General features: G+C 31.4%; 13 protein-coding genes and 1 pseudogene. All 14 read left to right on the forward strand.

Annotated elements, in window-relative coordinates; translation table 11 throughout:
* Positions 1–280: pseudogene (locus ACEYOS_RS08380) on the forward strand (DNA-binding protein); the annotation flags it as partial.
* Complete coding sequence (locus ACEYOS_RS08385; RefSeq protein WP_373710186.1) at positions 277–1,518, forward strand: tyrosine-type recombinase/integrase; 1,242 nt, start codon at positions 277–279, stop codon at positions 1,516–1,518. The pseudogene ACEYOS_RS08380 and the gene ACEYOS_RS08385, both read left to right, overlap by 4 nt.
* A gap of 1 nt (position 1,519) precedes the next feature.
* Positions 1,520–2,200: a DUF2214 family protein gene (locus ACEYOS_RS08390; protein WP_373710185.1), complete on the forward strand. Its 681-nt coding sequence runs from the start codon at positions 1,520–1,522 to the stop codon at positions 2,198–2,200.
* 102 nt (positions 2,201–2,302) lie between these two features.
* The gene (locus ACEYOS_RS08395) at positions 2,303–2,680 is read left to right on the forward strand and encodes a helix-turn-helix domain-containing protein (RefSeq protein ID WP_373710184.1); all 378 of its coding nucleotides are present in this window, start codon (positions 2,303–2,305) and stop codon (positions 2,678–2,680) included.
* Positions 2,677–3,915 (forward strand): primase-helicase family protein, encoded by a 1,239-nt coding sequence (locus ACEYOS_RS08400; RefSeq protein ID WP_373710183.1) that lies wholly within the window; start codon positions 2,677–2,679, stop codon positions 3,913–3,915. Before ACEYOS_RS08395 ends, ACEYOS_RS08400 begins: the two co-directional genes overlap by 4 nt.
* 221 nt (positions 3,916–4,136) lie before the next feature.
* Positions 4,137–5,018 (forward strand): toprim domain-containing protein, encoded by an 882-nt coding sequence (locus tag ACEYOS_RS08405; protein WP_373710182.1) that lies wholly within the window; start codon positions 4,137–4,139, stop codon positions 5,016–5,018.
* A gap of 183 nt (positions 5,019–5,201) precedes the next feature.
* Entirely contained in the window at positions 5,202–5,660 is a 459-nt protein-coding gene (locus ACEYOS_RS08410) for a special sigma factor (RefSeq protein WP_373710181.1), read from the forward strand.
* Positions 5,653–6,813, forward strand: a complete 1,161-nt coding sequence (locus ACEYOS_RS08415) for a relaxase/mobilization nuclease domain-containing protein (RefSeq protein ID WP_373710180.1) — start codon at positions 5,653–5,655, stop codon at positions 6,811–6,813. The genes ACEYOS_RS08410 and ACEYOS_RS08415 overlap by 8 nt, the downstream gene beginning before the upstream one ends.
* Positions 6,814–6,823: 10 nt before the next feature.
* Positions 6,824–7,462, forward strand: a complete 639-nt coding sequence (locus tag ACEYOS_RS08420) for a hypothetical protein (RefSeq protein ID WP_373710179.1) — start codon at positions 6,824–6,826, stop codon at positions 7,460–7,462.
* 191 nt (positions 7,463–7,653) lie between these two features.
* Positions 7,654–12,030, forward strand: a complete 4,377-nt coding sequence (locus ACEYOS_RS08425) for a hypothetical protein (RefSeq protein WP_373710178.1) — start codon at positions 7,654–7,656, stop codon at positions 12,028–12,030.
* A gap of 415 nt (positions 12,031–12,445) precedes the next feature.
* Positions 12,446–12,643 carry a helix-turn-helix transcriptional regulator gene (locus ACEYOS_RS08430; protein WP_373710177.1) on the forward strand — a complete coding sequence of 66 codons (198 nt, stop codon included), beginning with the start codon at positions 12,446–12,448 and terminating at the stop codon, positions 12,641–12,643.
* A 7-nt stretch (positions 12,644–12,650) separates the two neighbouring features.
* Entirely contained in the window at positions 12,651–13,217 is a 567-nt protein-coding gene (locus ACEYOS_RS08435) for a DUF1819 family protein (RefSeq protein ID WP_373739275.1), read from the forward strand.
* Complete coding sequence (locus tag ACEYOS_RS08440) at positions 13,214–13,828, forward strand: DUF1788 domain-containing protein (RefSeq protein WP_373710175.1); 615 nt, start codon at positions 13,214–13,216, stop codon at positions 13,826–13,828. The genes ACEYOS_RS08435 and ACEYOS_RS08440 overlap by 4 nt, the downstream gene beginning before the upstream one ends.
* Positions 13,829–13,830: 2 nt before the next feature.
* Positions 13,831–17,403: a BREX system P-loop protein BrxC gene (gene brxC, locus ACEYOS_RS08445; RefSeq protein ID WP_373710174.1), complete on the forward strand. Its 3,573-nt coding sequence runs from the start codon at positions 13,831–13,833 to the stop codon at positions 17,401–17,403.
* Positions 17,404–17,405: the final 2 nt, after the last annotated feature.

Below are 17,405 nucleotides of genomic sequence, written 5' to 3' on the forward strand. Positions count from 1 at the left end.
AGCACATAATTTTGGTGAAAGATTAACCCGAGTTTGTAAGTCGGATTTGGAATCAATATTTACTGCGGTAAAAATTGCGCCGGAAAAAGAAAAGATTGAGGAAAAACAAGTTTTTGAAATAGGTACTTGCTATACAATTTCCGAAATTAGTGCAAAATACCATGCTGATCCTGGAACCGTAAATAGTGTAATTAAGAGAAACAAAATCCCCACTAAAAAGGTGGGAAGTTTTGTGTATGCACCTAAAAATTTAATTGATAAAATTTTTGACGGAAAATGAAAGAATTATTAAAAACCAAAGTTACAGTTAGGTTGCGAAAAGCAGAGTTCCGAAAAGAATGGTTCATTTATTTGGAAAGTTACCCCGTGATGATTTCAGGTAAAAATGATCCTCAAAGAATTCGTGAATATTTGAACCGAAGTGTCACAACAGTAGAGTTTGACAAGAAAAGACCTGCGAGAACTACGGAAAATTCAGTTTCATTCAAACCAAAAAGAGATGATAACGGAATTATCGTTTGCAAAAGTGAAAATGACCGCGAGACAATGTTTTACGCAGATTCATTACGGAAATTAAGACAGAGAGAATACGATAACATTGAACTTTACAACGAACTTGATATAATTCAGCAGGAGGAAAAAGAAAGATCTCAGGAGAATTTTATAAGATATTTTGATTTGCTTGTCAATAAAAGGCATAAAAATAATTCCGAATCTATTCAGGTAAATTGGTATCGGTCGATAGAATTTTTAAAAGATTTCGGAGGTGAAAAAATTATGTTTTCACAGATTAGCACAAAATTCTGTGAAAATTTCAAATCGTATTTGTTGACTGCGAAAAGTGGTAGCAATAAAGAAGCGATAATTTCTCAAAATACAGCTTCCACCTATTTTTCTGTTTTCAAAGCCGCATTGAAAGAAGCATTTATCGATGGATATTTTACAACTGATATTTCGGCTAAAATTAAATCAATTCCGCATGAAGAATCGAGACGAGAATATTTAACGTTAGAAGAACTCAATACTTTGGTTGAAACACCATGTGAAGTTGATGTTCTAAAACGTGCAGCGCTATTTTCTGCATTGACAGGTTTGCGACATTCCGACATTCAAAAATTGACGTGGAATGAAATCAAGATTGAAAACGATCAAGCAAGAATAAACTTCACTCAAAAAAAGACAAAAGGTGTAGAATATATGCCAATGTCTAAACAAGCATTACAACTATGTGGAGAAGCAGGTTCTTCGAATGAATTGGTGTTTAAAGATTTGACGAACCCTGCTTGGATTTCCCGACCACTTAAAAAATGGATTGCAAGCGCAGGAATTACCAAAAAAATAACTTTTCATAATTTCAGACACACTTTTGCTACTTTGCAACTTTCTAGCGGTACTGATATTTACACAGTTAGTAAAATGTTAGGACATACCAACGTTAAAACTACGCAGGTTTATGCAAAGGTTGTTGATGAAAAGAAAAATGAAGCATCAAAAGCAATTCAGTTAAAAAACTTCTAGAATGAATTTGAAATATTTTGATCATATATTAAAACATTTGCCGGTCGTTTCTGCCTGTGTATTAATAGGCGCTTTGGCTAGGGTGGCTTTTCTTTATAAAGGTGTTGATGATTATACGGCAAACATTATTTTTTGGTGCGTCAGTGCATTATTTATAGTTGTTTATGCATCAATAGTTTTATTTCTGGATGCAGTTATAAAAAATAAGAAGATACTCCCTGAAAAGACTATTGCTAAAGTTGAGAGTGCGAAATTAATTCCTATCCAAGATTTTGAGAAAATAAGACAAATCAAACAGAAAGAAAATAGAGAAAAGGAGAAAAATAAAGCGGATATTGCTGTTAAATATGTCCAGGAACAATTTGCACCCTATGCTTCAGATGAACATTTAAATTTACTTTGCGATTACGTGATTCTATATTCAGAAAAGCAACAATTGAATAATGTAAAACCCATCAAAATAAAAACATTATCAAATCTTGATTTGCAAAATTTTGGCTGGAATATCTGGAATCATTTTAACGTTAGTAATCAAACCAGGATTGCTTTTTTTCTTAAAGAAGTATTTATGGAATCATTTAAAGATAGTGAAGTTCATAGTATAAAATCTCATTTAAGAAATTCTGGCAAAGACATCATTATTACTATCAAAGAAAATCTCTCCGACCACAAAATCATGTAAAAAATTAGAAAAATGCTGTTTTTTTAAAGTGTTTCATCTGTGTATATCATCACAGGCGAAACACTTTTTTTCTTTGCACCATAACAATCAAAAACAACAGTTATGGAGAGTAATGAAATCTCATTCGAAAATCTGCCAAAAGCAGTGGCGCATCTGGTCAGCGAAATTGCTATAATCAAACTTTTGGTAGAAGTAAAGCAAACCCAGCAAGTTCCTCAAAAAAGAATTCCAATAGATATAACGGAAGCCTGCCAAATTATTGGAAAGGCCAAACCCACCGTTTACACTCTCGTGCGGAAAAGATTGATTCCTTGCTACAAAAATGGTAAGAAACTCTATTTTTTTGAAGACGAATTATTAGACTGGATTTCTAAAGGAAGGAAAAAAACGTTACAGGAAATTGAATCTGAAGCAACCGCAGATTTCAAAAAGAATTTTAGAAAAACTTCAGCAGAATTTAATCTAAAATCCCAATCATGAGCACAGAAATTCCTTACTTAAGAGTAGGAACATCCTACTATAAAACCATTCAAAAGCCACTAATTTCTGGAGATAAGATTTCGATTTTAGTTCGCTGGAATAGAGAAACCATCATAAGCGACCACGGAAAAACATACGTTTCAAGCGTTCCGAAATTTGATGGCTTTTGCTGTATTCCAAGCCATTTACATTATCAACAAGTCATTGAAGGATTCTACAACGTGTACAATGAAATGCCTTTTCAACCAAATGGTGAAAAAGTAGAACTTCAATCAATAAGAGAAAAAATTCCTTTTTCTCTGGATTTTATGCATCATATTTTCGGAGAACAAATAGAATTGGGACTGGACTATTTAAAAATTTTACTTCTATATCCCACACAAATTCTTCCTATACTTTGTTTGGTCAGCAAAGAAAGGGTTACGGGAAAAACAACATTTATCAAATGGCTCAAATGTATTTTCGGATTGAATATGACCTACATCAAGGGAGATTCATTCGGAAGTCAGTTTAATGCAGACTGGACCTCAATGTTAATTGTGGCAATTGACGAAGTCTTCTTCGATAAAAAAGAGATCACCGAACGATTAAAATATCTTTCTACGACAGACAAAGATAAAAAAGAAGCGAAAGGGAAAGATCGGGAGGAGGTCGATTTTTTTGCGAAGTTTATTCTCTGTTCCAACAATGAAGATAATTTTATTCAGATTGATGAAAATGAAGTTCGCTTCTGGATTCTGAAAATTAAACCGATCAAATCTGAACGAACAGAATTTCTGCGCGATCTTAATGCTGAAATTCCATACTTCTTAAACTACTTGATACAAAGAACATTTTACAGCCAAAAGAAAACAAGAATGTGGTTTAACCACACGGAACTTAGAACCACTGCATTGCAAAAACTAGTTTGGAAAAATAATAACAAACTGGAATCCCGAATTATTGAGTTGCTTTTTGAATTTTTTGAAAGTGTAGAAGACACGGAAATAAATGCCGTCCCTCAAGATATTCTGAATATGCTTAGTAAAATGTTTAAAAGCAGTTATTGGACGATCAACGATGTTCGAAAACTATTAAAAGAAGTCTGGAAACTAGAACCGCAAAAAAATTCTTTGGCTTACATCAAATACGACATGGATTACAGCGGAAGTTTCTTTCAGCAAAATAAACTTGGTCGCTATTTTACCATAGAAAGAAATTTTATTTCTCAAAAATTTGATGAAATGATGAGTTAGTTGATAACGAAAATAAAATCAATCACTTACATCTCATCAAAGTACTCATCAAATTTTAAAACACTGATTTTTGATGAGCATTTGATGAGCAAAAAATATAAAGTTTGATGAGATGATGAGCATTTGATGAGTATATAAGTTAATGATATACAAATATATACAGTGTTTTCTCATCAATTCATCAAACTTTCCCTAAAAACCAACCCCTAAACTTTACAGCAATGAACTGCACACAATTTAATAAAATATCTGTGGAAGATATCCTACAATCGCTCGGACATTTTCCCACAAAACAAAATGAAAAAGAAGCGTGGTTTCTAAATCCTTTTTCCAAGGAAAACAACGCCTCTTTTAAAATCAATAAAAACCTCAATTATTGGTATTTATTTTCAGAAGGAATCGGCGGAAATAACATTGATTTTATGAAGAAATTTTTGAATGCTTCAATATCTGAAGTTTTAAACTGGGCAGAAAATCACAATTTTTCTTCTTTTCACCAGCAAACCAATAATCAGAAATTATTTAATCTTTCCAAAACTTATGAAATAGTAGAGGTGAAAGAAATTCAACATCCTGCATTAATTCAATATCTAAAAAGCAGAAAAGTAGAAGCTCAAAAACACTTAGTTTCTGAAATTCATTATCAAATGAATGACAAAAAATATTTTGGAATTGGCTTTAAAAACGATTCAAATGGATATGAAATCCGAAACGCTTATTCTAAAATTTGTCTTGGTAAAAAAGACATTACAACCATAAAAAATAACTCAAAATCGCTTCTGATTTTTGAAGGGTTTTTCGATTTTCTTTCCTTTAAAAATATTGAAAAATCGTTAGAAAATGTCCCTTCAGATTACATGATTTTGAATTCAGTTTCGATGATTCATAAGATTAAAAATTCACTTGAAAATTATGAAAAAACAGACCTCTATTTTGATAATGACGAAGCAGGAAATTGCGCCGTTGAAATCATCAAAAACGAAAGAATTGAAGCAGAAGATTGCCGGATTTTATATTCAGATTTTAAAGATTTAAATGATTGGTTAATTCATAAAAATCCACAAAATGATAATCTACAATCGTTAAATAGAAGGAGGTATTAGCATAGAAGAAAGAATAAAAGACCTGCGTAAAAAGGTGACGGTCAAAATATGGTTAGATGGTAGTGCAAAAAGTACCCATTGTTTACAATAAGCGTTTCACGCTTTTTATAAAACTGGGATGCTTGATTTCTTCCTATCGTCAGAAATACAATTTACAGAAAATAACATAATAAAAATTAAAACATGAAAGAAGATTTTTTTAAAAAATTTGTACAAAAAGCAACACAGGAAAATGAGCAAAAATTGAATGCTGAAAAAAGAAAAAATCACTTCAAAGATTTAGGTCGAAGAGGTGGTTTGAAAAAGAAATCTGATCCGCAATTAACGAGAATAATTTCCTTTAGGATGACTGAAAGTGAATATCAAATTGAGTTAAAAAAAGCCGAGAAAGTAAAGTTGAAATTATCAACTTTTGCCCGAATGGTTTACCAGGGAAAAGTGCTGAAAATTGACGAATTTAAAACCGATGAAATCTTGTTGGAATACGGTAATAATTTTAAGAGGATTAAAAATTTACTGCGCCACAGAGAATGGAATCTTTTCGCAAATAAAAAGAAAATTATTGTAGAGATTGAAGAAATTATTGAACTCGTCCGTGAGTATTTATATTCTAAAAAAGATCAAATAATAGCGGATGAATAATTCAGCAACTACCAGAAAGATCTCTGAAATTGCGTTGGAATATAATGGGAACGACAAAGGAATGGCGGTACTTGCGGCAGTTAATTTTCTTTTGGGTAGAAAACCAGAAGATCAATTTCAGGAAATGAAAATCGTACCTGATCGGAATCACAAGGTTAAAAAATGGGCATTAACCGGATATATTTCGCCACCAGAAGAAATTGGAAAATCTCTTTCCGATCAGGAATTGACGGACATTGCGATTGAAGCATTAAAAAAAGTTGGCGTTACGGATTTAAATCAATTTCGTTTGGATATTCATAAAAGCACAAAACAGAAACACATTCATTTTGTGGTCAATAGAATGAATATTCATGGGAAATGTACTGTTAAATCGCATAAAATAGGAGAAAGATTCGGTGAAGAAGTCCGCCAAATTTGTCAGGAACGAAATCTGAAAACCGATGTAGAAATTGGAATTGAAAAGAAAGCAGAAATGCTGAAAAATCTTATTCAGAGTTTGAAGTGCTCCAATAATTTTGATGAATTAATTTCAGAAATGAGGAAAAGAGGCTTTTTAACTGAACTTTCTAAAAATGAAAAAATTGGAATTTCGGGAATACGAATCATTTTGGAGAGCGACATCAATCATAAAACCAAACGACAATACAAACCGGGTTATAAACTTTCAGAAATAACATCAAGTCTAAAAATAGCGGAGATCAAAAGTGTTTTTGATTTGAAAAATATTGTGAATCAGGAATTAAAAGCGTCTTCAAGTTTGAAAGAACTTCGGGATAATCTGTATAGGCAAGGATGGGCGATGAAAGTTCAGTATAAAAACGAATTCCGACCCAATCAAATTAATCAAGTTCAGGATATCTGGATCAAAAGAGTTGCAACCACAACTACCAATCAGCAGAAAGATGGTTTCTTATACCACAAATACGATGGGTTTTCTCTTTCTGCAATTGGTAGCAATTACCAGAATATTGAAAAACTACTAAATAGTACCTCATTATCATCAAATCATTCACCATGTATTTCTGATAGTACCAATCGTGATGATATTTTAGAAATTGCCTTGGGTGCAGTTGAAGACATCCTAAAACCAAATTATGTTTCGCAAGCGGAAGATGAATGGTGGAAAAAAAAGAAAAAATTCAAACGATAAAAAATATAAAATGGAAAACAAAAATCAAATTGAAGAATCTAAAACCGATGGATTCGAACTTTTAGAAAAAGTAATAAAATCAAACGAAGAAAATATTAAATCAAATAAAGATAAAATTGAACTCTATGTGAAATTGGCATTTATGTTCGAGGATCATTTAAAGATGATGGGTCAGACACAATTAGATTTTGAAGTGGTTGCCGAGAAATATAAAGATGCAATGAAATTTCATGAATTAGAATCTGTAAAAAGAAGTGAATTCTTAAAAAATATTCCAACCAAAATCGAAGCAGTTCTTGCACCGGAAACAGTAGAATATTTTGAAAAGATAGATTCAAAAATAAAAGAAATGAAAATCTTAACATGGTCCCGAATTGGAACGATGATTTTAGCGATTCTAGTATTAATTATTTCTATCAACTTTGCTACGAATTGGTATAAAGAAAGTATTAAAGCGAAAAGTGAAATTAGAGAAGAAATTTTAAATGAAATTGCTGGTGAAGGGAAAAAAATATATTATGAAAATGAGGTGAAAGCTTTGACTGAAAATACTAAATTGATGCAATTATGGATTAAAAATAATCCTACAAAAGCAGAAGATTTTTTGAGATTTAAAGATGGGTACGAAGCGAGTAAGGACTCTAAGTAAGAAACGTTATTCTTCAATTTGATTGTTATTTCATACGAATTAATGTTTTTTGTATGAAATAACGATCATTTAGAAAAAAACAAAGTGGAATTTTTTCAATTTTATTCAATTGGAAGTACAAATTTCATAGATTTAGAAATTTGAAATTCTATGATTAACTTTTTAAACAAGAATATTTTTAAATTTAAATGATGAACTGGAATAAATTTACCACCTATGGAGAAAGCCCACAAAATTCTTTTGAAACATTATGTAATCAACTTTTTGAAAGATTTCTCAAACGAACATATAAAACTGAATTAATTAAATTTAGAGTTATTAATGGTGCTGGAGGCGATGGAGGAATTGAGGCATATGGACAATTAACTTCAGGAGAAATAATAGCGATCCAAGCAAAATGGTTTCAACAAAGCATAAGTGATAGTGAAATTAGACAAATAAAAAACTCAATTCTAACAGCGAAAAAAATTCGTGCTGAAATTAAAGAGTATATTATTTGTATTCCACATGATGTAAATTCTCTGAAAATTGGAAGGGGAAAAAAGCCAACTACAAATCACGAAGAAAATAAAATTAATAATTTAGTTGAAGAAATTCATGTAACCTATCCTGATTTAACAATCACTTGGTGGTTTGACAATGAAATATTAACTGAACTTCAGCAACAAGATAATGAAGGTGTCCATAAATTCTGGTTCGATAAAGAAGTCATATCAATGAACTATTTATCAAATCATTTTGCTATCCAAAAAAGAGGATGGTTAAACGAAAGATATATTCCTGAATTACATGGTTTAGGTTTAATTCATAAAGAATACGAAAAACTTTGTTTTTCAAACCAATACCGGAATGAACTATTTAGCAAAATCTCACAGGCAATTATAGATATAAGATTTTGTATCTCTCAAATTGAACTTTTTATACCAAATAATTATGTAGATGGTGTAAATGACGAGTTGCTTGTTGCTAAAGAGAATCTCAAAAAATTTCTTGAAGAACTTAAAAATATAGCAGATGCTATAAAAACCGGGAATGGCTTTTATATACCTCTAATTTTTCCAGAAGTCGATTTATGGGAAATAAAACTAAAACTAGAGAAATTCGATGCTATCAATATTCAAAAAAATATACTACCGAAATTAATTTCAAGTTTACAAAATATCCATGAATATGATTTACCACAATACATACGACACTTCTTTTTTTATTTTAATCAGAAGATAAGATTAATTTTAGGCGAATCAGGTACTGGCAAAACACATGGACTTACAAATTGCGTTGAAATTCATTTGTCTAAAAACTCTCCATCTTTAATTGTACAAGCGAAAGGATCTGCATGTAACAACTGGACTGAAATTCTTTGCCAGTCGCTAGAAATAGATTGGAATAAGAATGAAATTCTTTCCGCATTTGAAACGCTTGCAATTAAGAATGACATTCAAAGAGCAACTTCATTAAATGCTGGAGAAGAAAATGACTACGAAGTTACAAAAGCAATAATCTGTATTGATGGTCTTGAAGAAGAAATTGCAAATGAAAAAGATTGGTATGAGCGATTAAGAGAATGTGAAGAACTCACAACTAAATATCCACGGCTTAGATTTCTATTCAGTGCACGACGATATTTTTATGATCACAGAGAAGTTCCAGAAAGTGAAATTTTTGAAGAAGTCTTCTTACCGAGGGAAGGAGACATACCCATTGAAGAAGTGGCACCATATTATTTTAATGCCGATAATTATAATATCCAACTTTCTTCCCCTTCACTAATAAGGGGAATTGATAGTTTGCTTGCCTTAAGACTGTTTTGCGAAGAATATAGAAACCAGTCTATTAATGCTACAAATAATATTTTAACAGCGACAAGAGATTTAATTAATTTAAAAATAAAACGTTTAAATAGCGAATTTCTTTCAAAATTACAAAGCAAAAAAGGAGCAATCAGAAATCCTTTAATGGATTCTTTAGAAATTATCGCAAATTTTTTTTATGAGAACCACGAAATAGAACACAATGAATTAGTCAAATTAATTTCAGAACCATTAGAAAAGTATTTAGATGTATCAGAAATGGATTCTCTAATTGATTATTTAACTAATAATGCGTTTTTAATAAGATTTGACAGAATTAATAATGAAGGACTTTTAAAAAAAGTCAAGCATTATTATAGCATCACATATCAATCTATCATTGAGCATATTATATCTGAAAACATTTACTATGATATAAAAAGCGGTTCTTTAGATAGAATCCCAGAATTTTTACATAAGGTAATGATAAGACCTGTAGATTTTAATGCAGCAGATTCTTACAGTTATATGGAAATTAAGCCTAACGAAAAAATAATTCAAAATATAATAAATAATTCATTAATTGAGTCAGGCAAATTGATTGGGGATGATGGTTTTCTAACAGAAGGTTTCGATGAATGGAAAATATTAGAATACCAGTTAGTAGCAATAAACGCGGCACCAATTAATATAGCACAAGATTTCAAATCCAAAATTGACGAACTTTTAAATGGGAGTTATATAAATCTTTCTTACGTTTTAAAATATTTAATTTTTCCATCAAGTTCTTACCAAGATTCTGTTTTTGGCGCAGAATATTTACATGAAATCTTAATGAAACTTTCTGTTTTTGAACGAGACAAATTTTGGTCAGGTTTGGATATGTACGAACTCACTAAAGTTGACGAAATTGAAAGAGATAATTATCAATATGACAATATTTTCAGGCAATTAGGGATTGGTAATCCAACCCTGTATGAGTGGGATTTACACAACGGTAAACCACTTATTTTTGCTTGGGGTCTTTCAACAATTGATCAAAAATTAAGAAGTGATTTAAGAATTTCATTAACCGGTTGGGGAATTAATAATCCTTCCGAATTTGTACTTCTGTTAACTAAAATATTCAATTGCAATGACCCACAAATCCAAGAAGATTTGGCTTCAATAATGCTAGGAATAGCAAGTAGATTAAAAGACAAAGAAAAAATTAGTGAATTGGCTAACTGGTCAATTGCCAATGTTTTTGATCATCTAAAAATTCATCGAAATATTATTGTAAGACAAGGTTTTCGTGCAATTATAGAAAGAGCATTTCAGCATAATTTAGTTTCTGAAGTAGAAATTCAAAAGTGTAGACCAAGTCAAATGCAAACTATCGATTTGCTTCCTCTTGAAAGAAATTTAGAAACGACCAGTGAAGGGCAATCCTATCCAATTGTTCATGATCTAAAATGGTACGTAATAGGAAAATCATATAGTAAATTTTTAGAGTATCCATCTTCATTCGTTGATGGTTTAAAGGATAATGATTGTAGTGAGGCAAAAATCTTATTAGATATGTACCGCGAAAAATATAATGATGATAATTTATTTGCGGATCGTTGGAGTATGGAGGTTGCCATTTCTTATATTAAAAGACTTGGATTTACTAGATTAGAAGGAAATAGCTACACAAAAGCAACTCATGGAAGCAAAAGCGAAGTATTTACCTATGAAGAAAAATATACATGGCTTGCAGTTCATTATATTCAAGGATACTTATCAGATTATATTCCTGCAAAGTCATGGTCTGGTAATCGAGAATTTGTGTCAGACTATTCACAAATTACAGACATTCCAAATCCAGCAGAATTTTTTCTTGATATTGATGCAGAAATTGAAGAATTAGAACTTAAAAGAGATTGGGTTGTAAAAGAGGTTTTATCAAGTGAGTTAGAAACTGGCATTGAAATAAATCAAAGTATTTGCAATTGGGTTAACGAAGAACCTATTTTTAATTTAGAAAATTGGTTAACTTTTGATTCTACCGATTTTCAAATTGCTGAACCTAATAAAAAATGGATAGCACTTTACAATGGAACCAGTTTATCGGATTCAAAGGAGTACTGTAATTCATACTTTAATGCAACTGCATGTATAATTAAAAGTGAAGATTTGCCACCACTCCTAAAAATTATTCAGGAAATTCCAGACGTCTTAAATTTCATATCTAATAGTGATAATTTCTATTCTACGCCAAAAACAAGTACATACAGCAATCCAACTGATATAGTGTGGATGACATGGATTGAAGAAGATGACACAACGCAATCATATTATGATGGCATTTCTGAAGATGAAAAATATCTTTATCACACAGTAACGCAGATTACACGAAATACAGTTGAAGGAGAAGACTATTTTAAGTTGCCGTCAAAAAAAATCAGAAAAATGATTGATTGCATTGAACTCGTAGGAGACGAATTAAAAAATGCAAATGGAATTACAACCGCATTTAATTTTAAAAAATCCGACGGTGCATACCGTGATAGTCAGGAATTAGTTCTAGTTGATAAGGATATTTTGGAAACTGCAATTGAAAAAGAAGGATATGAAATCATATGGTTTATTGATCTTTTTAAAAAGAAAAATCCTTTAAGTGAAAATCTAGACAAGGATTTTCATGTCCAAAAATCACGGAAATATTTTGTTTGGACAGAAAATAACGAAAAGAAAAGCATAAAATTTTGGGATGAACACTTTTCAAACAGGAGAGATGAAGATAAGATCAAGTAATATCAAAACGTTACCTCTATCAGTTTTTAAATGATTTATAAATGAAAAAGTAATTTAAGAAACAGAGTATGATACAAATAGAAAAGTTTTATTTGATTACGAATAGATTTATGACAAATTGAATAATATTACTTCTATTAAAAGCTACGATAGAGATTTAGTTTGCAATATAAAAAGAGAATTTTACGATTCTAATAATTTGGTGGAAAAGATAGAATTCCAATCAGGCGTCAAAAGAAGAGTTAGAAAATATGACTTTAAATTTAACGATAACCATGATTGGATAATGAGAATGACTACAGATGATGGGGAACCAAGATTCATTACTGATCGTGAAATAATTTATTATTAAATATCATAAAATCCTCCTAATAATTTTATAAATTTACACCACAAGTTAATTAAATAACATCTAATGAAAATCAATCGATTGAAAGTAATCCTTGCTGAAAAAGAGAAAACCAATAAATGGTTGGCTGAAAAATTGGGGAAAAGTGATGTTACAGTTTCGCGGTGGTGTACCAATGAAGTGCAACCATCGATGGAAACATTGCTTGAAATTGCAAAACTTTTAGATGTAGATATTAAAGAACTATTGAATTCATCAAAATAATATGAAAATGCAGGTTTACAGATTTTCATTTACCGCAGCGTCTTTGATGGTTTCCGAATTGGTAGTTTTAGCAAAATTATTAATCAGTGTGGATTTTGATTACGATCAGATTTCTCAAAATGAAATCAAGAGAGATAGAGAGGCAACACGCAAACGTGAATTTTCAGAATTGGTTTTACGTTTGAAAACGCTTTCTAACGAAGAGATAAAAATTCTTGCAGAAAGCAGTCTTGAAAATCAAAAACTTATTTCGTTTTTGGCTTGTGTGCGATTATACAGAATTATCAGAGAATTTGTAGAGGAAGTGATTTTGGAGAAAATATTACTTTTTGATAATCTCTTAAGCAACAGAGATATAAGTGCTTTTATGTACAATAAATCCCTAGAATACAAAGAAATTGAAAAATTAACCGAAGGCACTCAAAAAAAAGTGCAACAAGTTATTTTTAAAATTCTGGAGCAAGCGGGAATTATTGATAGTGTTCGAACAAAAAAAATACAAATTCCATTTCTTGATTTTAATTTGCAAAATATATTATTAGAACAAGATAAAAAATACCTTTTGAACTTATGATTTGCGGGCAAGAAAAAATAAAAGAGAACTTTAATTCTATTTTTGATATTACACGATCAAAGGAATTTTTGAATATGGAGGGACTTGGTGGTGAAGTTCCATTCTGGATTGCGCCTTATGATATTCAATTGCAAGATTTTGCCGATCAAGAATTAAATCACTTATTAAATAAATTGAATAATGCAGGTGTGAAGGTTTTGGATCTTGATCTCTTTCAACTATCAGTAGAGATCATTGAAGAAAATATCGGACTTGATAAAATGTTCCAAGTAGAAAAGAAAAAAAATAAAGATAAATTTAAAAAAGCATTACAATCTACCTTGAATTTGCACGAACGATTTATCCCTTTGATTGATGAAAAAGTGAAAGAATCAAAAGCGCAAATTCTCATATTAAAAGGTGTAGGTGCAGTTTATCCTTTCATTCGTTCGCATAATGTTCTTAATAATTTACAAAGTGTAGTTACTCATATTCCAACTTTAATGTTTTTCCCTGGAGAATATAACGGCAGAACCTTGAATCTTTTTGGAGATATAAAAGATGATAATTATTACAGAGCACAGAATATTTTTCTTCATAAAATTAATAACCTTACTAAAACTCAAAATTAATAATGATAAAATTACCGGACTATTTTGTAAAACCTTATGATCGAGTTATAGAAACTGTTATTATGGCAGATGATCAGAATCACATTTATGATGAAGTTTCTGAATATGTAGTTACCCATGATATTTCTAATAAAATTTCAGATTTCTTTGAGGCATACAGAGACAAAGGCAGTACTAATGGAGTATGGATTTCGGGTTTCTTTGGTTCTGGAAAGTCGCATTTACTGAAAATTTTGAGTTATGTGTTAGAAAACAAACATTACGACCAAGAAAAATTGGGCGAAATGTTTGCGGGTAAAATTAAAGAAGATGCCAAATTAAAGGCAGATATTTTACAAAGCATTGAGAAATACAAATCTGAAAGTATTTTATTTAATATTGATCAACAAGCGCAAATTACGAATAAAAATGACCCAAATGCGTTGCTACAGGTCTTTTATAAAGTTTTCTATGACCACCAAGGTTTTTACGGATTCCAACCACACATTGCAGAATTTGAATCCTATTTAAGCAAGGAGAATAAATTTGACGATTTCAAAATCGAATTTAACAACAACTTTCCTAGACAATGGGAAGAAGCAAGGATAGATTATGTAGATCCACTTTTCAATGAAGCACTAGAAATGGCTTTAGGTAAGATTTATGGTGTTGATGCTTCCAAATATGAAGATTATCTGGATCAATGGGAAAATAAACACAAAGCGTCTATTGAAAATTTTGCAGATAAAGTAGCAGATTATATTTCTACAAAAGGAAAAAATTTCCGTCTGAATTTTTTCATAGATGAAGTAGGGCAATACGTTGCAGAGAACACAAAACTAATGTTGAATCTGCAAACTATTGCAGAATCTTTAAACACAAAATGTAATGGAAATAGTTGGGTTTTTGTAACGTCGCAAACAGATTTAGAAGGTTTGATTGGTGATGACCGTCATATTCAAAAAGACGATTTCTCCAAAATTCAAGGACGTTTCAGCAATCGTATTCCTCTTACTTCTTCCAATGTCGATGAAGTGATTGAACGTCGACTTTTGGAGAAAAATGAAAAAGGAAAAGATTATTTTGGCAAATTATACGATAAGGAAAATGCAAATCTCAAAACATTACTTTCTTTTTCCGAAGTTGGGATGCAGTTTAAATTATACAGCGATCAACAAGATTTTATTAATAAATATCCTTTTGTTCCTTATCAGTTTGATTTGTTTCAGCAATGTATAAAGTCTTTGTCTCGCCACAATGTTTTTCAAGGAAAACACGCATCTGTTGGAGAACGTTCAATGTTAGGCGTTTTTCAGCAGGTTTTGAAAGGTTTGGGCACTTTTGATGAAGGAGATTTAGCCACTTTTGATGCGATGTTTGAAGGTATTGTCGGAACGTTAAGACCTGAGGCTCAAAATGCAATTAGTCTTGCAAACAGCCAACTAAAAACCCGAAATCCGTTAGCAATTAGAATTTTAAAAACATTATTTCTAATAAAATATTTTGATGGTTTCAAAGCAACAACCAGAAATATTCAGATTCTTTTAACAGGAAGTGTGAATATTCAGGTTAATGATTTCCAAAAGAAAGTAGAAGAAGCGCTCAATTTGTTGGAAGAAGAAACCTACATCCAAAGACGTGGCGATATTTATGAATATTTGACCAACGAAGAAAAAGATATTGAGGAAGAGATAAAAGATCTTCGTATAGAAGATGATGAAATCAGCAAATATTTAGGTGCCGTTATTTTTGATGGAATATTAAAAGACACCAAAATAAAATACCAAGACAACAAGCAAGATTTTGAGTTTGCCCGTTTTGTAGATGGTTTATTACTTGGCAGACCCCAAGAGTTGCAATTAACGTTCATCACATCAGATTATCCCGAATATTCTAATGATTCTCATTTTTCTGCAAAAACAATTGCAGATCAAACCTTGATGATGGTACGTTTGCCAGAAGAGAAACGCTTCATCAGTGAAGTAAGGATGCACTTGAAAACTGCAAATTACATCCGGAAAAACAACACCAGTGCAAATTCTGATTCTTATGCGAGAATTTTGCGAGAAAAAGGAAGTTTGAACAGCCAAAGAAATAGAATTATTCAAGAAACTGCTAATGATCTTATTGCTCGTGCTCAAATTTTCATCAACGGAAGCGAAAGCACAAAATCTTCTTCATCCGATGCAAGAACCAGAATTGTAGATACTTTTCAGGATTTGATAAAAGTGGCTTATCCAAAATTAGATCTTCTAGGGAATGCCATTTTAGATGAAGCGCAACTCAATTTAATGATGAGTAAATCTACTGCAGATAATTTATTTGGTGGAGATGATACTTTAATTTCCGCTCCAGAACAACAAGTTTTAAATTATATCAACCGTCGAAAAAGTATGAATGAGCGTACAACGCTTACCGATGTGCGAAATCATTTCAACGGAAAACCTTTTGGGTGGAGAATGGTTGCCAGTTTCTGTATTCTTGCCCAACTTTTCAAACGTGGGAAAATAGAAGCCAAACAAAATACCAATACTTTAGAAGACAGAGATCTTGCGATGGCTTTTAATAATAACCAACAGTGGAACAATACTTTGGTTATTCCGCAGCAAGATATAGATGGTACACTTTTGCGAAAGGTGAAAGATTTGCACAAAGATCTTTTTCATGATACCAATGTAGCAACCGAAGCCAAAGAAATCGCCAAAAATTTCAAAGAAAAAGCACGGGAATTAGATTTGGAACTTCAAAACTTCCTAAATCAAACCGATACTTTTCCTTTTCTACAAACTTTGAAATCTTTCCAAGACAAGATCAAAGGTTTTGCACATTTAGATTACAGCCAACTCATCAATTCTGTAAAAGATTATGAAGATGATTTGCTCGATTTCAAAGAAGATGTTTTCGATAGAATTCGTGCTTTTATGAACAGCGATCAAGTGAAGATCTACAAAAACATCAATCTTTTTCTTAACGAAAATAGTGGTAATCTGCATTTCATTGAAAAAGAAAGAGAAATTGCGCAACTCCACGCTGTCAAAAATCACGATGCACCTTATATGGGAGATCAAATTCGTTTGGCAAAAGAAGCGATGGATGTTTTAAGCAAAAGAATTCTTGCGCAACAAGAGGAAGAACGAACAAAAACGTTAGAAAAATTAAGTAAAAACATACAAAATCTAAAAGCCGAAAAAGATTTTTCTAAATTAAATGACACTCAAAAAGATCAAGTTCTGCGCCCTTTTGAAGAATTAACGAGGAACGCTAATAAAGAACGCTTCATTTCAAATCTCAAAGATTTTGGAAATGACCTTTCGGATCTTTATACTAAACAACTCAATCTCTGTGTAACTTTAGCCAATCCATCGAAAGAATATAAAGAAACAAAAGAAGATTCTGGAGACAATTCTGGCGAAAATCCAGTTCCGAAAGTTGCTGATCCGCACGAATTTTACATCACTTTATCCAACACTTTGAAGAAAGTAAATTCTGACGTTTCTCGTTTAGAATCCGAGGAAGATGTAGAGCATTATTTGGCTGCACTCAAAACCGTTTTGCTGGATCAACTAAAGCAAAACAGAAAAATAAACTTGAACTAAAA

The sequence above is a fragment of the Kaistella sp. genome (assembly GCF_041824135.1).
Classification (GTDB): Bacteria; Bacteroidota; Bacteroidia; order Flavobacteriales; family Weeksellaceae; genus Kaistella.